Source organism: Ensifer sp. Root278 (genome assembly GCF_001429285.1).
Classification (GTDB): Bacteria; Pseudomonadota; Alphaproteobacteria; order Rhizobiales; family Rhizobiaceae; genus Ensifer.
In genome coordinates this window covers 105,922-128,299 of the sequence record NZ_LMJJ01000042.1, presented here as the reverse complement: position 1 = coordinate 128,299, position 22,378 = coordinate 105,922, and the positions used below count along the sequence as shown (strand labels likewise).

23 protein-coding genes are annotated in these 22,378 nt (G+C 62.8%); 10 read left to right on the top strand and 13 right to left on the bottom strand.

The annotated features are described in order from the left end of the window. The first annotated feature begins 135 nt into the window (after positions 1-135). Together ASE60_RS28355 and ASE60_RS28350 are read left to right on the top strand one after the other, a co-directional pair. Positions 136-942 carry an exodeoxyribonuclease III gene (locus ASE60_RS28355; protein WP_057254932.1) on the top strand — a complete coding sequence of 269 codons (807 nt, stop codon included), beginning with the start codon at positions 136-138 and terminating at the stop codon, positions 940-942. Positions 943-1,288: 346 nt separating this feature from the next. Continuing rightward, the gene (locus tag ASE60_RS28350) at positions 1,289-3,472 is read left to right on the top strand and encodes a TonB-dependent siderophore receptor (protein ID WP_057254931.1); all 2,184 of its coding nucleotides are present in this window, start codon (positions 1,289-1,291) and stop codon (positions 3,470-3,472) included. Between the two features lie 22 nt (positions 3,473-3,494). Here the strand turns inward: ASE60_RS28350 and ASE60_RS28345 are convergent, their stop codons facing one another. Together ASE60_RS28345 and ASE60_RS28340 are read right to left on the bottom strand one after the other, a co-directional pair. Continuing rightward, on the bottom strand, positions 3,495-3,950 hold the full coding sequence (locus tag ASE60_RS28345; RefSeq protein ID WP_057254930.1) for a cyclic nucleotide-binding domain-containing protein: 456 nt from the start codon (positions 3,948-3,950) through the stop codon (positions 3,495-3,497). 120 nt (positions 3,951-4,070) lie between these two features. After that, positions 4,071-4,754, bottom strand: coding sequence for a response regulator transcription factor (locus tag ASE60_RS28340; protein ID WP_034802783.1), 684 nt, complete (start codon positions 4,752-4,754; stop codon positions 4,071-4,073). 143 nt (positions 4,755-4,897) lie between these two features. On the opposite strand from ASE60_RS28340, the gene ASE60_RS28335 reads away from it, so the two are divergent. Next, positions 4,898-5,446, top strand: coding sequence for a L,D-transpeptidase family protein (locus tag ASE60_RS28335; RefSeq protein ID WP_082616185.1), 549 nt, complete (start codon positions 4,898-4,900; stop codon positions 5,444-5,446). Positions 5,447-5,464: 18 nt separating this feature from the next. Here ASE60_RS28335 and ASE60_RS28330 read toward each other — a convergent pair whose 3' ends face one another. The 5 genes from ASE60_RS28330 to rplS all read right to left on the bottom strand — a co-directional run bounded on the left by ASE60_RS28330 (position 5,465) and on the right by rplS (position 10,225). After that, a complete protein-coding gene (locus tag ASE60_RS28330) occupies positions 5,465-6,001 on the bottom strand; it encodes a histidine phosphatase family protein (protein WP_057254928.1) in 537 nt (178 codons plus the stop codon). Between the two features lie 261 nt (positions 6,002-6,262). Next, entirely contained in the window at positions 6,263-7,672 is a 1,410-nt protein-coding gene (gene leuC / locus ASE60_RS28325; RefSeq protein ID WP_057254927.1) for a 3-isopropylmalate dehydratase large subunit, read from the bottom strand. A 243-nt stretch (positions 7,673-7,915) separates the two neighbouring features. Next, positions 7,916-8,737: an amino acid ABC transporter permease gene (locus tag ASE60_RS28320; protein ID WP_057254926.1), complete on the bottom strand. Its 822-nt coding sequence runs from the start codon at positions 8,735-8,737 to the stop codon at positions 7,916-7,918. Positions 8,738-8,746: 9 nt separating this feature from the next. Then, positions 8,747-9,556 (bottom strand): basic amino acid ABC transporter substrate-binding protein, encoded by an 810-nt coding sequence (locus ASE60_RS28315; RefSeq protein WP_057254925.1) that lies wholly within the window; start codon positions 9,554-9,556, stop codon positions 8,747-8,749. A gap of 126 nt (positions 9,557-9,682) precedes the next feature. Further along, complete coding sequence (gene rplS, locus ASE60_RS28310; RefSeq protein WP_057254924.1) at positions 9,683-10,225, bottom strand: 50S ribosomal protein L19; 543 nt, start codon at positions 10,223-10,225, stop codon at positions 9,683-9,685. A gap of 326 nt (positions 10,226-10,551) precedes the next feature. Here rplS and ASE60_RS28305 point away from each other — a divergent pair, with 326 nt between their 5' ends. Further along, the gene (locus ASE60_RS28305) at positions 10,552-11,298 is read left to right on the top strand and encodes a sulfite exporter TauE/SafE family protein (RefSeq protein ID WP_057255095.1); all 747 of its coding nucleotides are present in this window, start codon (positions 10,552-10,554) and stop codon (positions 11,296-11,298) included. Here ASE60_RS28305 and trmD read toward each other — a convergent pair. The 6 genes from trmD to ASE60_RS28275 all read right to left on the bottom strand — a co-directional run bounded on the left by trmD (position 11,280) and on the right by ASE60_RS28275 (position 15,666). Beyond that, on the bottom strand, positions 11,280-11,972 hold the full coding sequence (gene trmD, locus ASE60_RS28300) for a tRNA (guanosine(37)-N1)-methyltransferase TrmD (RefSeq protein WP_057255094.1): 693 nt from the start codon (positions 11,970-11,972) through the stop codon (positions 11,280-11,282). The two genes, ASE60_RS28305 and trmD, sit on opposite strands and share 19 nt — an antisense overlap. A gap of 11 nt (positions 11,973-11,983) precedes the next feature. Then, positions 11,984-12,547: a ribosome maturation factor RimM gene (rimM, locus tag ASE60_RS28295; RefSeq protein WP_057254923.1), complete on the bottom strand. Its 564-nt coding sequence runs from the start codon at positions 12,545-12,547 to the stop codon at positions 11,984-11,986. 146 nt (positions 12,548-12,693) lie between these two features. Beyond that, on the bottom strand, positions 12,694-13,068 hold the full coding sequence (gene rpsP / locus ASE60_RS28290) for a 30S ribosomal protein S16 (RefSeq protein WP_057254922.1): 375 nt from the start codon (positions 13,066-13,068) through the stop codon (positions 12,694-12,696). Between the two features lie 37 nt (positions 13,069-13,105). Continuing rightward, entirely contained in the window at positions 13,106-13,441 is a 336-nt protein-coding gene (locus ASE60_RS28285) for a chorismate mutase (protein ID WP_057254921.1), read from the bottom strand. Between the two features lie 13 nt (positions 13,442-13,454). Beyond that, a complete protein-coding gene (gene ffh, locus ASE60_RS28280) occupies positions 13,455-15,020 on the bottom strand; it encodes a signal recognition particle protein (protein ID WP_057255093.1) in 1,566 nt (521 codons plus the stop codon). 256 nt (positions 15,021-15,276) lie between these two features. Further along, positions 15,277-15,666: a MarR family transcriptional regulator gene (locus ASE60_RS28275; RefSeq protein ID WP_244495722.1), complete on the bottom strand. Its 390-nt coding sequence runs from the start codon at positions 15,664-15,666 to the stop codon at positions 15,277-15,279. A gap of 208 nt (positions 15,667-15,874) precedes the next feature. Between ASE60_RS28275 and ASE60_RS28270 the strand changes: the two genes are divergently transcribed. The 6 genes from ASE60_RS28270 to ASE60_RS28245 all read left to right on the top strand — a co-directional run bounded on the left by ASE60_RS28270 (position 15,875) and on the right by ASE60_RS28245 (position 22,285). Next, positions 15,875-16,891, top strand: a complete 1,017-nt coding sequence (locus ASE60_RS28270; RefSeq protein ID WP_057254919.1) for an MBL fold metallo-hydrolase — start codon at positions 15,875-15,877, stop codon at positions 16,889-16,891. 92 nt (positions 16,892-16,983) lie between these two features. Then, on the top strand, positions 16,984-17,889 hold the full coding sequence (gene dapF, locus ASE60_RS28265) for a diaminopimelate epimerase (RefSeq protein ID WP_057255092.1): 906 nt from the start codon (positions 16,984-16,986) through the stop codon (positions 17,887-17,889). After that, the gene (gene mtaB / locus ASE60_RS28260) at positions 17,886-19,160 is read left to right on the top strand and encodes a tRNA (N(6)-L-threonylcarbamoyladenosine(37)-C(2))-methylthiotransferase MtaB (protein WP_057254918.1); all 1,275 of its coding nucleotides are present in this window, start codon (positions 17,886-17,888) and stop codon (positions 19,158-19,160) included. The genes dapF and mtaB overlap by 4 nt, the downstream gene beginning before the upstream one ends. A gap of 18 nt (positions 19,161-19,178) precedes the next feature. After that, positions 19,179-20,954 (top strand): signal recognition particle-docking protein FtsY, encoded by a 1,776-nt coding sequence (ftsY, locus tag ASE60_RS28255; protein WP_057254917.1) that lies wholly within the window; start codon positions 19,179-19,181, stop codon positions 20,952-20,954. A gap of 108 nt (positions 20,955-21,062) precedes the next feature. Continuing rightward, positions 21,063-21,695 carry a septation protein A gene (locus tag ASE60_RS28250; RefSeq protein ID WP_093233170.1) on the top strand — a complete coding sequence of 211 codons (633 nt, stop codon included), beginning with the start codon at positions 21,063-21,065 and terminating at the stop codon, positions 21,693-21,695. Then, positions 21,692-22,285, top strand: coding sequence for a DUF2585 domain-containing protein (locus ASE60_RS28245; protein WP_057254915.1), 594 nt, complete (start codon positions 21,692-21,694; stop codon positions 22,283-22,285). Before ASE60_RS28250 ends, ASE60_RS28245 begins: the two co-directional genes overlap by 4 nt. Positions 22,286-22,378 lie beyond the last annotated feature (93 nt).

Genomic DNA, 22,378 nt, shown 5'->3' with positions numbered 1-22,378 from the left:
GCGCGGTTTAGTGCGGCCTTCTTCATGCATTCCTTGTCCCGGCGCGCCGGACCTGCTTAAAGCTCGGGTCAACATCCATCCCGAGCCGGCCTTCCCTTCGCGAGCGTCCGGCCCCAGCCGATCAGGGAATGACGCATGGCCCTTTCCGTCGCCACTTGGAACATCAACTCCGTTCGCCTGCGCATGCCGCTCGTCGAACACCTGCTGAAGACCTGGCAGCCGGACATCCTCTGCCTGCAGGAAACCAAGTGCCCGAATGACCAGTTCCCGTCCAAGCCACTGAAGGCACTCGGCTACAATCATATCGAGATGCACGGCCAGAAGGGCTATCACGGCGTGGCGACGATCTCGCGCCTGCCCCTGCATGAGCTCAGCGACCGCCGCGACTATTGCGGCGTCGGCGATGCCCGCCACCTCTCGGTTGTTTTCGAGGCCGGCGGCAAGAAGATCCGCCTGCACAATTTCTATGTCCCGGCAGGCGGCGACGAGCCGGACCGCAGCATCAACCCGAAATTCGGCCACAAGCTCGATTTCGTCGAAGAGATGAAGCTGCTGCATGCCGAAGCCGAGGCTGGCATTTCCTCGATCCTCGTCGGCGACCTCAACATCGCGCCTCTGGAAGACGACGTCTGGTCGCACAAGCAGCTCCTGAAGATCGTCAGCCACACGCCGATCGAAACCGAAGGGCTGACCACGGTCATGAACGGCGGCGGCTGGGTCGATCTGATGCGCCAGCACACACCGGCGCCGACCAAGCTCTACACCTGGTGGAGTTACCGGGCGAAGGACTGGGAAGCGGCCGACCGCGGCCGCCGGCTCGACCACATCTGGTCCTCCGCGGACCTGGCGCCGGCGCTCAAGAACGTCGACATCCTGCGCGAAGCGCGCGGCTGGGAACGCCCCTCCGACCACGTGCCCGTCATCGCGCATTTCGATATCTAACCGCTTTTCACCAAGCGGCGGCACGCGCCTTGCGCGCTTGACGTTTTCATCAAGAAAAACATGACTAAAAGAATCATATTTTTCTTGATGCCCATTTCCAAACGGACTATCCCTCTTTTCGGGCGGCGGGGACACCGCCTCCGACGGCAGATCAGCCGTCGTTTTCACTAGATCACGATGATTGTGGGTCGTTCGACCCACAATCATAAACGTGATCGATTCTCAGAAATGAGAGCGAGAGGCGGGCGGAAAACCGCACGCACTTTTCCTCATCTCGCTCGGATATTGGGGCGCTTTGCTCTGGCGTTTGCCGGAGGGCTTTCGTGCGCCCGCAAGAGGGCCAGACATGCGAAAGACCTTGCCGATCCACGTCATGCGCGCGTCGCGCCACGCGCTCTCCGTAACCACCGTCCTGGCCGCAAGCACTGCCGCCGTATTCCTTTCGCCGACTGCGGCCTACGCGCAGTCGGCCGAAAGCCAGAAGACGACACGGCTGGAAAAGATCGAGGTGACCGCCGGCAAGACAGCCGCGACGATCGCTGAGGATAACGACACAATCGTGCCGACGCGCAACGTCTCGGCGCTGAAGACCGATACGCCGCTGATTGAAACGCCCCGCTCCGTCTCGGTGGTCACGCGCAAGGAACTCGAAGAGCGCGGCGTGCAGGACATGATCCAGGCGACGCGTTATGCCGCCGGCGTCACGACCGGCGCCTTCGGCTTCGATCCGCGCTTCGACCAGATCTACATCCGCGGCTTCGAGACGACGACGACCGGTGACTTCCGCGATGGCCTGCGCCAGCCCTACATGAACTACGGCACCTTCCCGACGGAGGTCTATGGCCTCGAGCGGATCGAGATCGTCAAGGGCCCGGTCTCGGTCATGTACGGTGCGGCCGGCGTCGGCGGCATCGTCAATCGCATATCGAAGATGCCCGAGGAGGAGACGCACCGCGAGGTCGAGCTGCAATATGGCACGATCGGACGCACCCAGGCCGCCTTCGACATCGGCGGGCCGGCAATGGCCGATGGCGATTTTCTCTATCGCATCGTCGGGCTCCTGAGGAACGGCGAGACCAGCTACGACGTCGCCGACGACCGCTACCTGCTGCAGCCCTCCTTTACCTGGAAGCCGGACGAAGGCACGTCGCTGACCGTCTATGGCCTCGGGCAGAAGGGTGAGAGCGATGCCAGCCCGCGGGTGCTTGAACATGATGGCCGGCTGCTGCGCTACAGCGACCCGGACTACGACTATCAGAAGGTTCGGCAGTATCAGGCCGGCTACAAATTCGAGCACGAATTCGACAATGGCCTGACCTTCCGCCAGCACGGCCGCGTCAGCGATCTCGATCTGAGAGCCCGTTACCTGCAGTTCGGGACTGAGGTGGCACCCGACGTCTTCGATCGCTCGCCCGTCGCCATCAAGGACGACCAGCGCGCCTACCAGATCGACAATCAGCTCGAGGCCATCTTCGATACCGGCGCAGTCTCGCACACGCTCCTGACCGGCCTCGACTATACGTGGATCACCTCCGATTTCGGTCTCGGCTTCGAAGCCGTCGATCCGGCCTATCGTTTCGATCTCAACAACCCCACCTTTGGGATCAGCGGCCCGACGCCTGCGCTCACCAGCTTCAGCGGGCGGGATCTTCGGCAGACCGGCATCTACATCCAGGACCAGGCGGAGTTCGGCAACTGGCGCGCCGTCGGCGGCCTTCGTTATGACTGGGTCGACCAGACGAGCACCGACAAGAACATCGGCGTCGTCGACCGCAAGGACGATGGCGAACTCACCGGCCAGGCTGGTCTTCTCTATCTCTTCGACAGTGGCATCGCACCCTATGCCAGCTACAGCACCTCCTTCGTGCCGCGCACCGAACTTTCGGCCGACGGCAGAGTGCTTGATCCGACGACCGGCGAGCAGATCGAGCTTGGCGTGAAGTACCAGCCGGAGGGCGAGACCTATTCGCTGAGTGCGGCCTACTACCGGATCGTCGAGACCGGTGCTGCGCAATATGTATCGGACGCTTCGCTACCCGCCGGCTACTACTACAAATCGGCAGGCGAGGTGACGACCAACGGCTTCGAGCTGGAAGGACGCCGGGAATTCGATAACGGCCTGAGCTTCATCGCCGCCTACACCTACAACGACGCCGAAATCACCGGAAATGTCGACCCGTCGCTGATCGGCAACGTGCCGTCGACGAAGCCGCGCCATGTCGCATCGCTGTGGGTGAACTATCTGCTGCCCGACGACACGCAGCTTGCGGGTTTGAGCCTCGGCGGCGGGGTGCGCCTGGCATCAAGCTCCTACACATCCGATGCTAATACCGCCAAGAACGGTGGTGCCGTCTATTTCGACGCCTCGATCGCCTACGACTTCGGCGTCAAGAATCCGGAGCTTGACGGACTGTCGCTCGCCGTCAGCGCCACCAATCTCGGCGATCGCCGCGAAGAGGTCTGCACCGATGGCTATTGCTATTTCGGCCAGGGCCGCACGGTGCTCGGTTCGCTCAAATATCGGTGGTAGCGGCCGGAAGCCGTTGCTTACTTCAAGCAAAGCGGCCGGCGAGCGCGCCGGCCCGGCGGATCATCGCCTGCAGATTCTCGCGGATGCGGGCTTCGACGAGCTCTGCCACTTCCGGGTACTCTTCCAGCATGCGACGGAAGAGCGGCCGGTTGATGCGGATGACCTCGCTATCCTCCTCGGCGGTCGCCGTGAACTTCCGTTCGACCATCGAGATCAGCGCCAGTTCCGACAGCAGCGCCCCGCGGCCGACCGTCGAAACCGTCGCCTCGGAACCATCGACACCAACTTTCGACAAGGAGAGGCTGCCGCTCGCAATCGCAAAGGCGCAATCCGCCGGCGCCCCTTCGCGAAACAGTTCCTGCCCCTTGAAGATCCGACGTCGCTCCGCTCCAAAGGCGATCAGCCGCAGCTTGTCCTCGCTGATATCGGCAAACAGCGGGACGTTGGACAGAAGCACGATATCGTCGTTGAGCGCCAAACGGCTAACCTCCCGAAATCACGGCACCCGACCCCAAGCGAGCCGGATCGCGCACGATCAGTCTAGATGACATGGAGCAGGATTCGGGCGGCAAACCGCTTCGCACCTTCCCCACCCCGGCTACGGTACGATCTTGTAGCCGCCGTTCTCTGTCACCAAAATCTCGGCATTGGAAGGGTCCCGCTCGATTTTCTGGCGCAGCCGGTAGACGTGGGTTTCGAGCGTGTGTGTCGTGACGCCGGAATTGTAGCCCCAGACCTCTTCCAAGAGCACGTCGCGCGTCACCACTTTCTGGTCGGCGCGGTAGAGGTAGCGGATGATCGCCGCTTCCTTCTCGGTGAGGCGGATCTTCTGGCCGTTTTCCAGCGTCAGCAGCTTCTGGCTGGGCTTGAACGTATAGGGCCCGACGCTGAAGGTCGCATCCTCGCTCTGTTCATGCTGGCGCAACTGCGCACGGATACGGGCAAGCAGCACGGCGAAGCGGAACGGCTTCGTGACATAGTCGTTGGCGCCGGCCTCGAGACCGAGGATCGTATCCGAATCGGTGTCGTGCCCGGTCAGCATGATGATCGGCGCCTTGAAGCCGCCCTTGCGCAGAAGCTTCACCGCCTCTCGGCCATCCATGTCGGGCAAGCCGACATCCATGATCAAGAGGTCCACCTGCTGCGCCCGCGCGGTCTGGATGCCCTTGCCGGCGGTCGCTTCCTGGATGAGATCGAACTCTTCGTAGAGCGAGAGTTGCTCGACCAATGTTTCGCGCAGGTCATTGTCGTCATCGACAAGAAGAATGGTACGGGTCGCCATGGGACAATTCCTGTTTGCTTCCGTTTTCAAACTAGCTCAAATGCCCATGTTGGCAAGCGAGCCAGCGTCGGTAAGTCCTTATACCTGCAACCGTGCTTATGGTGCCGCCCAAATCACGGGCAAAGCAAAAATCCGTGAGAATGATGCGCAAGAAAACGTCGGGAAAAAGACCAGCCCAGTCCATCATCACAGTCCGCCCGGCGCCGCGCGATCGAAAGCGGGCCCTGGTGTGTTTCGATGGCCGCGTCGAGCAGGCGGCGATCGGACGAAGCGGCATTACCAGCCTGAAGCGTGAAGGCGACGGCGCGACGCCGCGTGCCGCCATGAAGGTGATCGGCGGCTATGTCAGGCGCGATCGTCTCTTTCTGCCGCCGACACCACTGCCGACGCGAGCGACGCGCAAGGACATGCTCTGGTGCGACGCCCCAGGTCACGCCCAATACAATCGTCCGGTCATGGCACCTTTCTCACCGAGCCACGAAGAGATGATGCGCGAAGACGGGCTCTACGACATCTGCCTGGTGATGGACTGGAACCTCCTCGCACGCCGTCGAAATGCCGGTTCGGCGATCTTCTTCCACCTGATCCGGCCGGGTTATGAACCGACGCAGGGCTGCGTCGCGGTCAGCCTGCCCGCCATGTCGCGGCTGATGCCTCATATGCGGCGCGGCACCGTCGTGCGGGTGCTTTGATCCAGGCCTGCAAACAACTCAGTCGAGCGAGCGCGGGGTCACAAAACGCGCGAGTTTGGCGCCGCCGGGCATAAGCTCACGCCAGCCCACAGCTTCGAACTCGAGCACCGCAAGGGCGGCCGTCGGAAACTTGTCCGCCATGCGTATGCGCAGATCCGCATCGCCGGAGCCGACGAGTTCGTGCGCCAGATCTTCCATGCCGGGATTATGGCCGACGATCAGCAAAGTCCTGACAGCCGGATCCGTCGCGCGCAGAACGCTCAGGATCTGCGAGGCGCCCACCTCGTAGATCGCACGGGTATTCTCGACCGCGACCTCGGACGACAGGGCGGACGCCACCAATTGCCAGGTCTCTTGCGCGCGCTTGGCGGTCGAAACCAGTGCAAGATCCGGCACGAGCTTATGCCGGGCTATGTACTTTCCCATCAGCGGCGCCGCCTTGCGGCCGCGCTCGCCGAGCGGACGATTGATGTCGGCAACACCATCCGGCCAGGCGGACTTGGCATGGCGCAACAGCATCAGGCAGTAGCTTTGTACAGGCAGATCGTCGCTCATCCGTCGTCCTCCCAAACGCCCTTCGGCCAACCGTTCCTACTGCATGTTTCCTTTAATCGTAGCCGATTTAAGGACAAAAACATGCAGCAATTCAAAGTGCTACAGCGACCTTTGCGCGTCTGATAAGACGCCCGGCGCTGTAGACTTGTGAGCAGGCAGCTTAGCGCAATTCGCCGATCCGCGCGGAGCGCTGACGTGCGGACAAACAAAAAAGGCCGCCCCGAAGGGCGGCCATTTGCGCCGGAAAAGCTCAAATCCGGCTTATTTCCATTCGCGGATGTCGACGAAGTGACCCGAAACCGCAGCGGCCGCCGCCATTGCCGGCGAGACCAGATGCGTGCGCCCCTTGAAGCCCTGACGTCCCTCGAAGTTGCGGTTCGACGTGGACGCGCAACGCTCGCCCGGCTTCAGCCGGTCGTCGTTCATCGCCAGGCACATGGAGCAGCCCGGCTCGCGCCAGTCGAAGCCGGCTTCCTTGAAGATCTTGTCGAGGCCTTCGGCTTCCGCCTGTTCCTTGACGAGGCCCGAGCCCGGAACGATCATTGCCGAAACCGTCGAAGCAACCTTGCGGCCTTCCACCACCTTGGCAACTTCACGCAGGTCCTCGATGCGGCCGTTGGTGCAGGAGCCGATGAAGACGCGGTCGATACCGATGTCGGTGATCTTGGTACCCGGCTTCAGGCCCATATAGTCGAGCGCACGCCACTTGGAGGCGCGCTTGGTTTCTTCCTGGATCTCGTCCGGGTTGGGAACGATACCCTGAACCGAAATCACGTCTTCCGGAGAGGAACCCCAGGAAACGATCGGCGGCAGGTTGGCAGCATCGAGCACGACGACGCGATCATAATGGGCGCCCTCGTCCGTGTGCAGCGTCTTCCAGTAGTCGAGCGCCATGTCCCAGGCCTTGCCCTTCGGCGCGCGCGGCTTGTCCTTGATATAGGCAAACGTCGTCTCGTCCGGCGCGATCAGGCCGGCGCGGGCGCCGCCTTCGATCGTCATGTTGCAGATGGTCATGCGACCTTCCATCGACAGCGAGCGGATCGCTTCGCCGGCAAATTCGATGACGTGGCCGGTACCGCCGGCCGTGCCGATCTCGCCGATGATGGCAAGAATGATGTCCTTGGCGGTGACGCCGGGCGGAAGCTGGCCGTCGACGCGCACCAGCATGTTCTTCGCCTTCTTCTGGATCAGCGTCTGGGTGGCGAGCACGTGCTCGACCTCGGACGTGCCGATGCCGTGCGCCAGCGAACCGAAGGCGCCGTGCGTCGAAGTGTGGCTGTCACCGCAGACGATGGTCATACCCGGCAGGGTGAAGCCCTGCTCCGGGCCGACGATGTGCACGATGCCCTGGCGCTTGTCGTTCTCGGAGTAGTATTCGACGCCGAACTCGGCGGCGTTCTTGGCCAGCGCCTCGACCTGGATGCGGCTTTCCTCGTTCTTGATGCCGAGGTGGCGGTCAGGCGAGGTCGGAACGTTGTGGTCGACGACGGCAAGCGTCTTTTCCGGGGCGCGGACCTGGCGGCCGGCCATGCGCAGGCCTTCGAAGGCCTGCGGGCTCGTCACTTCGTGAACGAGGTGACGGTCGATGTAGAGAAGACAGGTGCCGTCTTCCTGTTCGTTGACCAGGTGGTCGTCCCAGATTTTGTCATAGAGGGTACGCGGTGCGCTCATGGCGGTATATCCATCGAGTTTTTCAAAAGGTAGGGAAAGCCGGCGGCAGGGCGGCCGGAAACACTGATCAGCAGATCAGGATAGGCGGCTTGTGAGCGCCCCGTGGACGCGCGCAAAGAAGCGTGCCGGCAGGCGCTTGTGATCCTGCAGCACGACGATTTTCTGTTCGCGACATCCGAATTTGGATTCCATGAGCGCGTTCATATCAATTTTTTGACAGGTCGGCAATTGGCGTGATCGCGCTCAGCGGGCCTCCGCGCGCCGCAGCCGCCGCTCCAGACCCCGCAATCCCAGCGACAGACCAATAGTCAGCACCAGATAGACATAGGCGACGATCGAATAGGTCTCGAAGAAGCGAAAGGAACCGGAAGCATAGACCTTGCCCATCTGCGTAATGTCGGCGACGCCGAGCACCGAGACGAGCGAGGAATCCTTGACCATGGCGATGAAGTCGTTGCCAAGAGGCGGCAGGATCACCCGGATTGCCTGCGGAAAGACGACCAGGCGAAAGCGCTGGTAGCGCGAGAGCCCGAGCGCCTTGGCCGCCTCGATCTGTCCCTTGTCGACCGAGAGGATGCCGGCCCGGAACACTTCGGCAATGAAGGCGGAATAGCCGATCATCAAGGCGATGATCGCCCGCCACATCAGCGATATGTCGCGAACGACGAAGGGCTCGATCCAGCCGGCGCCGATCAACGGCGCGCAGATGAAATTGGCGGCGACGACAAGCGCCGGCGCCCCGACGAAGGCGATATAGAAGAGAAGCACAAGGATCGGCACACCGCGAATGATCTCGGTGTAGAAGCGCGCGATCTGCCGGAGCGACGAGTGCTCGGACAGCGCCATCAGCGCAATACCGAGGCCGAGCGTCGTCGCCAGCACAAAGCCCATGAGCGTTACGAAGACGGTGACGCCAAGGCCTTTGAAGACGACGGTGAAGACCTCGGAGAAGATGTCATTGCTGACGATCACGGCGGCAAGCGCCACCGCGATCACAAGAAGGGCGACCAACCACCAGGGATAGTCGCCCTTGCCGGACATGTCAGGAGATTGCGGAGCGGCCATAGCCTCGGATCAGCCGCCCATTTTGTATTCGAGGAACCACTTCTTATCGAGGGCATCGAAGGTGCCGTCTTCCTTCAACGCCTTGATCGCGGCGTTGACCGGAGCGACGAGGTCCGAGCCCTTCGGGAAGATGAAGCCGAAATCCTCGGTGCCGAGCGGACCGCCGACGACCTTGAGCTTGCCTTCGGAGGAATCGACATAACCCTTGGCGGCGACGCTGTCGGTCAGAACCACGTCGACGTCGCCGGCCTTCAGCGCCTGGACAGTCGCACCGAAGGTCTCGAACAGCTTGATGCGTGGGTTCTGCTCGTTGCCGTCGAGCATTTCGTAGACGGCGGTGTAGAACGGCGAGGTGCCCGGCTGTGCGCCGACGAGACCGTCGGCAAAGGCGCCGAAGCTCTTGCCGTCGTTGAAACGGTTTTCATCGCTGCGCACCAGCATGAACTGCTGCGAGCGCATGTAGGGGTCCGAGAAGTCGACCTTCTCCTTGCGGTCGTCCTTGATGGTGATGCCGGTCATGCCGATCTGGTACTGGCCGTCATGCACTGCCTGGATCATCGCGTCCCAGCTGGTGTTCTGGTATTCGACCTTGAAATTCAACCGCTTGGCGATCTCGTTCATGGCGTCGTATTCCCAGCCTTTGGCCTCGCCGGTCTTGGGGTCGACGAACTGCAGCGGCGGGTAAGCGTTCTCCGTGACGACGACAACCGTCTTGCCGCCGAGATCGGGCAGATCGCTGGCAACAGCCGGTGCAGAAAATGCGAAAGGAACGGCAAGTGCAGCTGCGATGCCCGCAAGCACGTGGCGACGGATTGTCATTGGAGGGCTCCCGAAAAGTGTGGCAGCGGAAAATGTCACAAATTCCGTCGGAAAGACAAGCGCATAGTACCAAAAAAGAAAGGCGGCCCGAGGCCGCCTTTCCAACAATCCGAATGGATTGAAATCTTATTCCGCTGCAGCTTCTGCTGCCTTGGCTTCGGCGGCTTCTGCAGCGGCCTTGGCTTCTGCTGCTTCGGCTGCTGCCTTTTCGGCGGCGAGAGCCTGAGCTGCTGCGATCTTTTCAGCTTCGATGCGTGCCTTTTCCTCGGCAACGGCCTGGCGCTCGGCGTCGTTCAGCTTGCGGGCGCGCGTACCGGTGTTCTCGACGATACGAGCCGACTTGCCGCGACGATCGCGCAGGTAGTAGAGCTTGGCGCGACGGACCTTACCGCGGCGAACAACTTCGACGCTTTCGACGAGCGGAGAGTAAACCGGGAATACGCGCTCGACGCCTTCGCCGTAGGAGATCTTGCGAACGGTGAAGCTTTCGTTGATGCCGCCGCCCGAACGAGCGATGCAGACGCCTTCATAGGCCTGAACGCGGGTACGGCTGCCTTCGACAACGCGGACGTTGACGCGCAGCGTGTCGCCGGCGGAGAATTCGGGGAGCGTGCGCTTGGCGGCAATCTTGGCGGCCTGTTCGGCTTCCAGCTGCTGGATGATGTTCATCGGTCTAACCTTTCAAGTTCTTCTGAAACAGCCAGAGCGCTCTCGATGAACCTGTCGGGCTTGCCTTCAGGTCTTGCCGGAAACCGGCAGGAGCGGATTCGCCATTCTTTGTTTTGGTCGACGGGCACAGAACCCGAACCGGGCCGGCACATACACCAATCGATCCGCCTTGTCATCCCCGGAGGCCATATTTTCTCGGCGATCCGCGGCAAGAAACGCCTTTCTATCAGAAAACCCGGATGGATGCATGCTCGATTGTCCGAGCGGACGGGCTTGCGGCCATCCCTGCCACCGGCTATCCCGAGCGTGGTGGGTCGGGGGAGACCATGCATATCTTTGAAGTGCTCATGCTGTTTGCGGCCGGCTTCCTGTCCGGCGTCGTCAATGCCATCGCCGGCGGCGGAACGTTCCTGACCTTCGGGGCGATGACGCTTGGCGGCCTGTCGCCGATCGTCGCCAACGCGACCTCGTCGATCATCCAGTTCCCGGGCTACATCACCTCGGCACTCGCCTATGCCAAGGAGATCCGCGCCGACAGACGATACGCCGTCCTGCTCGGCGTGATCTCGGCGCTCGGCGGCCTTGCCGGCGCACTGCTTCTCATCTCGCTTTCCAACGCCTCCTTTCGTACTCTGGTGCCCTGGCTGCTGCTCGCCGCGACGGCGATCTTCGCCGCCGGGCCGCTCTTGAAGCCCAAGGCGCGCGTCGACGAGCATGCGATCAATCCGGCCGGCATCGGCGCCCAGTTCGTCACATCAATCTATGGCGGCTTCTTCGGCGCCGGCATGGGCATCATGATGCTGGCGGTACTGGGGCTGGCGACCGGTGGCGGCTATCACCGGCTGAACGCGCTCAAGAACTTCATCTCGATCGTGATTGCGGCCATCGCCATCGTCGTCTTCGCCGCCGGCGGCGTCGTCTCCTGGCTGCATGCGGCAATCATGGTGCCGGGGGCGGCACTTGGCGGCTACAGCGGCGTCTGGGCGGCCCGGAGGGTACCCCAAGCCGTCATCCGCGCGCTGGTGGTCGCCGTCGGCCTGCTGCTTGCCGCCTATTATTTCTTCACGGGCTGATCGAGAAGGTCGGGCCTGCGCTCGGCCGTCAGACGCCGCGCCTCTGCCTCGCGCCATTTGGCAATGGCGCCGTGATTGCCCGAGGTCAGCACCGGCGGGATCTCGCGGCCCTCGAAGATCTGAGGGCGGGTATAGTGCGGATGTTCGAGCAGACCGCCTTCGAAGCTTTCATGCACGCCTGAAAGCTCGTTGCCCATGACACCCGGCAGGATGCGCACCACGGCATCGAGAAGCGTCAGCGCTGCCGGCTCGCCGCCCGAAAGAATATAGTCGCCTATGGAAACCTCTTCGAGGCCGCGGGCATCGATCACCCGCTGGTCGACGCCTTCGAAGCGTCCGCAGACGATGACGACACCAGGACCATCAGCGAGCTGACGCACCCGCTCTTGCGTCAGCGGGCGACCGCGCGGGCTCATCAACAACCGTGGACGGTCGTCACCCTCAGAGACATGGTCGATCGCGCGGGCGAGCACGTCCGGCTTCAGCACCATGCCGGCTCCGCCGCCGGCCGGCGTGTCGTCGACGGTGCGGTGCTTGTCCTCGGCGAAATCGCGGATCTGCACCGGCTCGATCGACCATTGGCCGCGCTCCAGCGCCTTACCCGAAAGGGACGCGCCGAGATGGCCCGGAAACATTTCGGGATAGAGCGTCAGGACAGTCGCGCGAAAAGTCATCACCGCATCGCTCACTTGCGCTTGGCGGAAAACGGATTGCCCGAATCCTGGTCCTTGTCCTCGGAAAGACCGGCAGCCACCGGATCGACCAGCAGCTTGCCCGCTTCCAGGTCGATCTCCAGCACTGACCATTCGGTGAAGGGGATCAGCACCGGGCGCCGGCCAGGACCCTTCAGCTCCAGAAGATCGCCGGCGCCGAAATCGTAAACGCCGCTGACCTTGCCATAGCTGGTGCCATTGCCGTCGATCGCTTCCAGCCCTTCGAGATCGGCATAGAAGAACTCGTCCTCGTCGAGGTCGTCGTCGGGCAGGTTGTCCCGCTCGATGAACAGCTCAAGACCATTGAGCGCCTCGGCGGCGTTGCGATCGTTGACACCACGGAAGCGCACGATGACGACGTTCTTCGCCTCGCGGATTTCCAGCACCTCGAAAACACGTCCGTCGGCGCTGTGCAAATTGCCGTAGTCGCCGAGCGCCGTCGGGTCGTCGGTAAAGGATTTGACCCTGACCTCGCCGCGCAAGCCTTGCGCCGCGCCGATCGTCGCCATCAGAACCGGGTTTTCGAGTTTGCTCATCGTCCGCGTCCATTTCGGGAGTTCAGGGTGCACATAACGGAAAACGGGCGGCATGGAAATGCCACCCGTTTCCTTAAAGTCACGACAGGTTGGAAGCGGACGCGGACGGAAGCCCGTGCATCCTGCTTCAAACCATTTGCCGGCTATTATTCTGCGGCAGCTTCTGCAGCGGCAGCAGCGGCGTCTTCAGCCTTCTGCTTGGCTTCAGCAGCGCGCTCCTGAGCCTTCTTGCCCGGAACGGCCTTGGTCGGGTTGCTGCGAGCCGGACGCTTTGCGAGGCCAGCCTGGTCGAGGAAGCGCAGAACGCGGTCGGTCGGCTGGGCGCCCTGGGCGATCCAGTGAGCGATGCGCTCGGCGTCGAGCTCGACGCGCTTTTCGTCGTCCTTGCCGAGCATCGGGTTCCAGGAGCCGATCTTCTCGAGGAAGCGGCCGTCACGCGGGCTGCGGGCGTCAGCAACGACGATCTGGTAGTACGGACGCTTCTTGGAACCGCCACGGGCGAGACGAATTTTCAGTGCCATTTCAGTTACTCCTTGCAGGCTTTCTTGACCGCTTCGTTCAAGCGGAATGGTTTGTGCCGGCGTTACCCGCGGAATGCGAGCGATCGGCGGCGATGGCTTCATGATGCCGGATGACTTCCTTGATGATGAAGTTCAGGAACTTCTCGGCGAAATCCGGATCCAGATTGGCATCCTTGGCCAGGCGGCGCAGGCGTTCGATCTGGTATTCTTCGCGCGCCGGGTCGGCCGGCGGCAGATCATGCTTGGCCTTGAGAACGCCGACTGCCTGGGTGCAGCGGAAGCGTTCGGCCAGCATGTGGACGAGTGCGGCATCGATGTTGTCGATCGACTGCCGGTAACCCGCCAATTCCTGTTTGATTTCGGGATCAATCATCTCTCACCGATCCTCACTTCTTCTTCGGCAGGCCGGGAAGGCCGGGGAAACCGCCACCGAGGCCCGGAAGCTTGGCGCCGCCGAGACCCGGCAGGCCACCGCCGCCAAGACCCGGCATGCCGCCCGGCTTGAGGCCGGCTGCTTCCGCCTGCTTCTGCAGGGCCTCGAGCTGCTTCGGGTCGAGCTTCGACAGGTCGGGCACACCGCCGCCGCCGAGGCCACCAAGCCCCATCTTGTTGGCAAGGCCGCCCATCATCTGCTTCATCATGCCGCCTTTGCCCTTGCCACCCATCATCTTCATCATGTCCGCCATCTGGCGGTGCATCTTCAGAAGCTTGTTGATGTCGGCGGCATCGGTGCCGGAACCGGCGGCAATGCGCTTCTTGCGCGAATGCTTGAGCAGGTCCGGGTTGGCGCGCTCCGCCTTGGTCATCGAGGAGATGATGGCGATCTGGCGTCCGAACAGCTTATCGTCGAGACCGGCGGCGGCCATCTTGTCCTTCATGCCGGACATGCCGGGCATCAGGCCCATGATGCCGCCCATGCCGCCCATCTTCTGCATCTGGCCAAGCTGGTCGGCGAGGTCGTTCAGGTCGAACTTGCCCTTGGCCATCTTCGCGGCCATGGCGGCCGCTTTCTCGGCGTCGATGTTCTCGGCCGCCTTTTCGACCAGCGAGACAATGTCGCCCATGCCGAGAATGCGGTCGGCGACGCGGCGCGGATGGAACTCTTCGAGTTCGCCCATCTTTTCGCCGACGCCGATGAGCTTGATCGGCTTGCCGGTGACGGCACGCATCGAGAGCGCTGCACCGCCTCGGCCGTCACCGTCCATACGGGTGAGCACCAGGCCGGTGATGCCGACGCGTTCGTCGAAGTTGCGGGCAAGATTGACGGCGTCCTGACCGGTCAGCGCATCGGCGACGAGCAGGATTTCATGCGGATTGGACTTCCGCTTGATCTCCGCCATCTCGATCATCAGCGGCTCGTCGATATGGGTACGGCCGGCGGTGTCGAGGATGACGACGTCATGACCGCCGAGCTTGGCGGCCTGGACCGCGCGCGCGGCGATATCGGTCGGCGACTGGCCGGTAATAACAGGCAGCGTATCGACGCCGGTCTGCACGCCGAGCTGACGCAGCTGCTCCTGGGCAGCCGGGCGGCGCGTGTCGAGCGAAGCCATCAGGACCTTTTTCTTGTCCCTGGTCTTCATCCGGCTGGCGATCTTGCCGGTGGTGGTCGTCTTACCCGAGCCCTGCAGACCGACCATCATGATGACAACAGGCGCCGGAGCGTTGAGGTCGATGGTGACTCCCTCGGAGCCGAGCATCTCGATCAGCTGATCATGGACGATCTTGACGACCATCTGGCCAGGCTTGATCGATTTCAGGATCTCGGCGCCGACGGCCTTTTCGCGAACCTTTTCAGTGAAGGAGCGCACGACATCGAGCGCGACGTCGGCTTCGAGCAGCGCACGGCGAACCTCGCGAAGCGCAGCGGAAACATCGGCTTCCGACAATGCGCCGCGGCCGGTCAGTCCATTCAATATGGAACCAAGGCGGTCCTGGAGGCTCTCGAACATTCTCACTTCCTTCTGGTTTCCGGTGGCGATCAACTCGCCGGAAACGTGGGTTCCTTCGCGCAGAAAACAAGGCGCAAAGCCAAAAACCACCCGAGGGCGCAACGCGCTGTCGGATGTTGACCTCCGGGTTCTCTTTACACCTTTACGGGACCCGGTCGGCGGCTTCGAAGACTTGAGCTTGCGAAGGAATTGCGGCGGATAAACAGGAAAGCGCGGCAAAAGTCAAGGACGGCAGGGCAATGACGGCTTTTTTGGCTCAGAGCGCCTCGCCCTCGACGGCTGCATCCAGTTCGCCCGCCAGATGCTCAAAGGCCGTCGCCACCCGCGTCATCACCCGGAGCGTAGCCACCACTTCGGTCTGATTGATATCGCCGAGCAAGGCGTGCAGCATCTCGACTTCACGGCGATGGATTTCCTCGAACAGATCGCGTCCGGCGGCGGTCGGGACGCAAAGATAGGCGCGTCGGTGCTCTGGATTCGGCTGCCGTTCCAGCAATTGCTTGTCCATCAGCCCGGTGACGATGCGCAGCACGAACTGCCGTTTCATCGACAGGCGTCGCGCCGCTTCCGGCACAGTCAGCTGCACTTCGTAAAAAAGTTCGAGAACCGCGCGCTCCGCCACGGATATACCCGCGCCATCGAGCATATGCTCCGACGCTCGTTGCATATTGAGGTGGACGGAGCGGACCAGCCGAAGGGTCTTGTAGAGGCGTTCATGCGGGTCGAATCGAACGAGCATGAAAGCACGATAGCAATCCAGTTGCTGTTTTCAAGAATTTATTAAAGCCCGATCTTCCATCGGATGCGCCGGCGCACCATCTCATGCAATCACAAGACATGCCGAAAGGCTCGGGATGAAGAAATCGCAGAATCCATACTATCGAGGCCCCGTCTCCGACCATTTCGACGGGACGCGCTTCTTCAATCCCGGCGGCAGGCCGCCCAAGGGCATGGCTGATTTGCTGCGCTGGCAGCTCGGCGGCGGCAAGATCCGCTGGCCGGCGCACAATCCAAGCCCATTTGCACAGACCAAGCCTGAACTGGCCGTCGAAGGCGAACGCCTGCGCGTGACGATGATCGGCCACGCGACGCTGCTCATCCAGGTGCACGGCGTGAACATTCTCACCGACCCCGTCTGGGCGCGTCGCGCCAGCCCCTTCGCCTTTGCCGGACCGCAGCGCTACAACGCCCCCGGCATCGAGCTCGACGATCTGCCGCCGATCGACATCGTGCTCGTCACCCACAACCACTACGACCATCTCGATATCGAAACGCTGGCCGCACTGCACGAGGAGCACGCCCCCCGGATCATCACCCCGCTCGGCAACGACACGATCATCCGCCACGCCGTTCCCGATGCCGAGATAACGGTGGTCGACTGGAACGACCAGGTCGATTGCGGTGATGACATCGTGATCCACGCGGAGCCCTGCCATCACTGGTCGGCCCGCGGCTCGCGCGACCGCCGCATGGCGCTCTGGGCCGCCTTCGTTCTGGAGACTCCGGCAGGCAAGATCTACCATGTCGGCGACACGGGCTTTCACGACGGCATAAACTATCGGGCCGCCCGCGAAAAACACGGGCCGTTCCGCCTCGCCAACCTGCCGTTCGGTTCCTACGAACCGCGCTGGTTTATGCAGGACCAGCACCAGAATCCGGAAGAGGCAGTGCGCGGGATGATCGATTGCGCCGCCACCCATGTCGCCGGCCACCACTGGGGCACGTTCCGCCTGACCGACGAGGGCGTCGACGAGCCGCGGCTGGCGCTGGAACGGGCGCTTGATGCGGCCGGTATCGCCCGCGCCCGCTTCCGGCCGCTGCGCCCCGGCGAGGTCTTCGACGTGCCTGCCGCTGCATCCGCCGCGGAATGAAGGCGGCACTGGTAATTTCCGGGCTTTTCCGCCATATACAGCCCGAATGAAGGGTGCCCTGCTTGACGCGGGCCAGTTTGGACCATCGCTACATGACCGACAACGTGCAATTCGCCAGAATGAACGGGCTTGGAAACAAGATCCTTGTCGTCGACATGCGCGGTCGGAAAGATCGAGTGACGCCGGCGGCCGCGATCGCGCTCAATGCCGACCCGGCAACTGCCTTCGACCAGATCATGGCGATCCACGACCCGAAGGCCGCCGGCACCGATGCCTGGATCGACATCGTCAATTCCGATGGCTCCATGGCCCAGGCCTGTGGCAACGGCACCCGCTGCGTCGTCCAGGCGCTCGCCGCCGAAACCGGCAAGAAGGCCTTCCTATTCCATACGGTCGCCGGCCTGCTCGAAGCCAAGGAACACGACGACGGCACCATATCCGTCGACATGGGAACCCCGCGCTTTGCCTGGAACGAAATCCCGCTCTCCGAAGAGTTTCACGACACGCGCCGCATCGAGTTGCAGATCGGCCCGATCGACAATCCCGTGCTGCATTCGCCCTCGGTCGCCTCCATGGGCAATCCGCACGCGATCTTCTGGGTCGACAACGACGTCTGGTCCTACGATCTCGAGCGCTTCGGCCCGTTGCTCGAAAACCATCCGATCTTCCCCGAGCGCGCCAACATCTCGATTGCCCGCGTGCTTTCGCGCGGCGAACTGGATCTTCGGACCTGGGAGCGCGGCGCCGGGCTGACGCTCGCCTGCGGCTCGGCCGCCTGCGCCGCCGCCGTCAGTGCCGCCCGCACCGAGCGCACCGACCGCAATGTCATCGTCAACGTGCCCGGCGGGCCGCTGACGATCGAATGGCGCGAGCGCGATGATCACGTGATCATGACCGGCCCGGCCGAATGGGAATGGTCCGGCACACTGAACCCGACCACCGGCACCTGGCAGCGCGACGAGGCGGAGAGCGCGGGCAGCGGAGCGCGGGCGCTTTGAGCGGCGTCGAGGTCATAACCTTCGGCTGCCGTCTCAATACCTACGAATCCGAAGTGATGCGGGCCGAAGCCGAGAAAGCAGGGCTGAACAACGCCATCCTCGTCAACACCTGCGCCGTCACCGGCGAGGCGGTGCGCCAGGCGCGCCAGGCAATCCGTCGTGCCCGTCGCGACAATCCGCATGCGCGTATCATCGTCACCGGCTGCGCCGCGCAGACCGAAAAAGAGACCTTTGCCGAAATGGCCGAGGTCGACGCCGTGCTCGGCAACGAGGAAAAGCTGAAGAGCGCCTCCTATCGCTCGCTGCCCGATTTCGGCGTTTCGGCGGAAGAGAAGCTGCGCGTCAACGACATCATGAGCGTGCGTGCGACGGCGCCGCAGATGGTCAAGCACATCGACGGCCACGTGCGCGCCTTCATCCAGGTGCAGAACGGCTGCGATCATCGCTGCACCTTCTGCATCATTCCCTATGGCCGCGGCAATTCCCGCTCCGTGCCGATGGGTGCTGTCGTCGACCAGGCCCGCAAGCTCGTTGAAACAGGCTATTGCGAGATCGTGCTCACCGGCGTCGACGCCACCAGCTACGGCGCCGACCTACCGGGTGCCCCGACGCTCGGCCTGCTTGCCAAGACGCTTTTGAAGCAGGTGCCGGAGATCCGCCGCCTGCGCCTTTCCTCGATCGACGGCATCGAGGCCGACAAACACCTCTTCGACCTGATCGCCGATGAAGCGCGCTTCATGCCGCATCTGCACCTGTCGCTGCAGCACGGCGACGACCTGATCCTGAAGCGCATGAAACGCCGCCACTTGAGCGCCGACGCCCGCGCCTTCGCCGATGAAGTCCGGCGGCTGCGGCCCGAGATCAGTCTTGGCGCCGACATGATCGCCGGTTTCCCGACGGAGACCGAGGAGATGTTCGAGAATGCCGCGAAGCTCGCCGAGGATTGCGGCATCGCCCTTCTGCACGTCTTTCCCTATAGCCCGCGTCCCGGCACGCCGGCGGCGCGCATGCCGCAGCTCGACCGGGCGCTCGTCAAGGATCGCGCCGCGCGTCTGCGCGCGGTTGGCACGACGCTCTACGCCCGCCACCTCGAAGGCATGGTCGGCAGCGAGCAGACGATCCTGGTCGAGAACAACGGGCTCGCCCACACACAAAACTTCACGCTCGTCGATGCCGCCGGCCTGAAAGCCCGCGCGCTTGTCCCGGTCTTAATCACCGGCCACAATGGCAAGCATCTGACGATGCAGGTAAAACAGATGGCTGCGGCCTGATTTATGCGGAATTCCTGAATGGCAATGGGTTTCATCAAGAGGATCTTCACCTTCGGCAAGGGCGCGGTGGAGGAGACGAAGCCGCCGGAAGGTGTGCCCGAGGAGACGATTGTCTCTTCGCCCGAGGCGGAGCCAAGTGCCGAGGCGGTGGAACCGTCTGCGCCTGTCGCCGCGGCTGAAATTGCCGAAGAGACCCCGGACGCCGCCTTCGAGCCGCCTGTCGATATCGAGACGCTGCCGCTCTCCGAGGACGATCCGGTGCTCGAAGCCGAGATCGAGACTGCGGGCGGTCCGGCTTCCGACGATGCCGAAGAGCTGACGCGTGACGAGGCCGGAGCCACACCGTTTGAGGACAGCGTTGCGATACCCCCTTCTGTCCCTTCGGGACATCTGCCCCAAAAGGAGGGAGATCAGACGGAGACCAAGGCAGCCATCGACGATGCGTCTCTAACCACCGAGACCGCGGAAGCTGTTGCCGACGAGAAGCCAGCGGATTCCATTGAGATCATCGTAACCTCCCACGTGGCCGAGACCATCGAGGGCACCGCAGAAGCCTTGCCAACTGCGGACGATGCCGAAGCGGAACTACGCGACATCACGACAGCCGAAACGCCCGTAGCTGACGCCGTGGGCGAGCCCAGCGCAATCTCCCCCCCTGTGGGGGAGATGCCCGGCAAGGCAGAGAGGGGTGAAGCCGCAGCCCTCCCCAAAAGCTTCGAAACCACAGAGAGCGACGCGGCAGAAGCAGTGGCCGAAGTCGCGCCGACCGAGGCCGGCGAAGCAGAGGTAGCCGCCGCAGCCCCTGCCCTTCCCAAGGGCTTCGCGACCACCGACAACAAGCCCAAGGACGAGCCCTTCGCCGCGCCGAAGGAAAAGCTCACCTGGTACCAGCGCCTGCGCCGCGGCCTTGCCCGGACCTCGTCGCAGCTCACCGGCCAGATCGCCAGCCTCTTCACCAAGCGCAAGCTCGATGAAGCAACGCTGCAGGACCTTGAAGACCTGCTGATCCAGGCCGACCTCGGCGTCGAGACGGCAATGCGCATCACCGATACGCTCGCCTCCGAGCGCTATGGCAAGGATGTCTCGGGCGAGGACGTCTCGCGCATCATGGCCGGCGAGATCACCAAGGTGCTCGCTCCCGTCGCCAAGCCGCTGGAGCTCGACCTCAGCCACAAGCCGCATGTCATTCTGGTGGTCGGCGTCAACGGCACCGGCAAGACCACGACGATCGGCAAGCTCGCCGCCAAGCTTTCGGGCGCGGGCCTCAAGGTCATGCTTGCCGCCGGCGACACCTTCCGCGCCGCGGCGATCGAGCAGCTGAAGATCTGGGCGGAGCGCACCAAGTCCGACATCGTTTCCTCCAAGCTTGGCGCCGATGCCGCCGGTCTCGCCTATGAAGCGTTCCAGCAGGCGCGCGAGAAGAAGTCCGACGTGCTGATCATCGACACCGCCGGCCGCCTGCAGAACAAGGCGGAGCTGATGGCCGAACTTGAGAAGATCGTGCGCGTGCTCGGCAAGCTCGATCCGGATGCGCCGCACACGGTGCTGCAGACGCTTGATGCCACGACGGGACAGAACGCGTTGCAGCAGGTCGAGATCTTCCGCAATATCGCCGGCGTCAGCGGTCTGATCATGACCAAGCTCGACGGCACGGCGCGCGGCGGCATCCTCGTTGCCATCTCCGCCAAGCACAAGCTGCCAGTCTATTTTATCGGCGTCGGTGAAGGCATCGACGATCTGGAGCCTTTCGAGGCCAAGGATTTCGCCGAAGCGATCGCCGGCGTTGCCGCCTGACGAGGCCGTTCTGCGCCCGCGCATTTGCGCGGGGCCGTTGCCTTGATATGGTTTTGCCGCAAAGCTGGTGTTATGAGCAGCAGGCACATGCAGAAACAGGACCCGGAAATGTCGTCGATCGAGGCTACCAAGCCGCAGAAGGAAGTCAGCCCCTTGCTCAAGATGGTGCTGGAGCTTGGACCGCTGATGGTCTTCTTCTTCGCCAATTCGCGCGGCGAATGGCTGGCCGGGCATTTCCCGGCGCTCGCCGAGCTCGGCGGTCCGATCTTCATCGCCACCGGCCTGTTCATGGCCGCGACCGCGATCGCGCTCGCCGTCTCCTGGATGCTGACCCGCACCCTGCCGATGATGCCGCTGATCTCAGGCATCGTCGTCTTCGTCTTCGGTGCGCTGACGCTGTGGCTGCAGAACGACACCTTCATCAAGATGAAGCCGACGATCGTCAACACGCTGTTCGGCGCGATCCTGCTCGGCGGTCTTCTCTTCGGTAAGTCGCTGCTCGGCTACGTCTTTCACTCCGCCTTCAAGCTCGACGAGGACGGCTGGCGCAAGCTCACGCTGCGCTGGGGCCTGTTCTTCCTGTTCCTGGCCGTGCTCAACGAAGTGGTCTGGCGTTCGTTCTCGACCGATTTCTGGGTCGCCTTCAAGGTCTGGGGCACGATGCCGATCACCATCCTCTTCACGCTCGCCCAGATGCCCTTGATCATGAAACATTCGCTTGACCAGGAGAACGCCGAGTGAGCACCGCGCTTGAGGAGAATGACAGCCGCAACCGGCACGCACTCCTCTGGCTCGCCGCCTGTTTCGCGGTTCTGCTGATACAGATCGTCACCCAGCATCTGATGGGTCGCATCTGGATCTGCGACTGCGGCTACGTCAAACTCTTCGAACCCGTCGTCAAATCCAGCGGCAACTCGCAGCACATCGCCGACTGGTACACACCCTCCCACATCATCCACGGCTTCCTGTTCTACGGCCTCGGCCACCTGCTTTTGCGCCGCAAGCCGCTGACGGCAAAGCTCTTCCTGGCGATGGCGATCGAATCCGCCTGGGAAATCGCCGAAAACACCCCCATGGTGATCAACCGCTACCGATCGGCGACGATCTCGCTCGACTATTTCGGCGACAGCATCCTGAATTCGACCATGGACACCCTGGCGATGGTCGCGGGCTTTATGTTCGCGGCCCGCATGCCCGTCTGGCTGACGGTCACGATCGCCATCGTCTTCGAGCTTTTCACTGGTTGGCTGATCCGCGACAACCTCACTTTGAACGTGCTGATGCTGGTCTGGCCGCTCGATGCCGTCAGGGATTGGCAGGCGGGGATTTAGTCGGGCTCGGCGTATAGGCCAACCTTTCACATCCAGATATCTATCGGAAGCGAACCGTTCCCTCAGCCTCCCTCATCCCTGTGCTTGTCACAG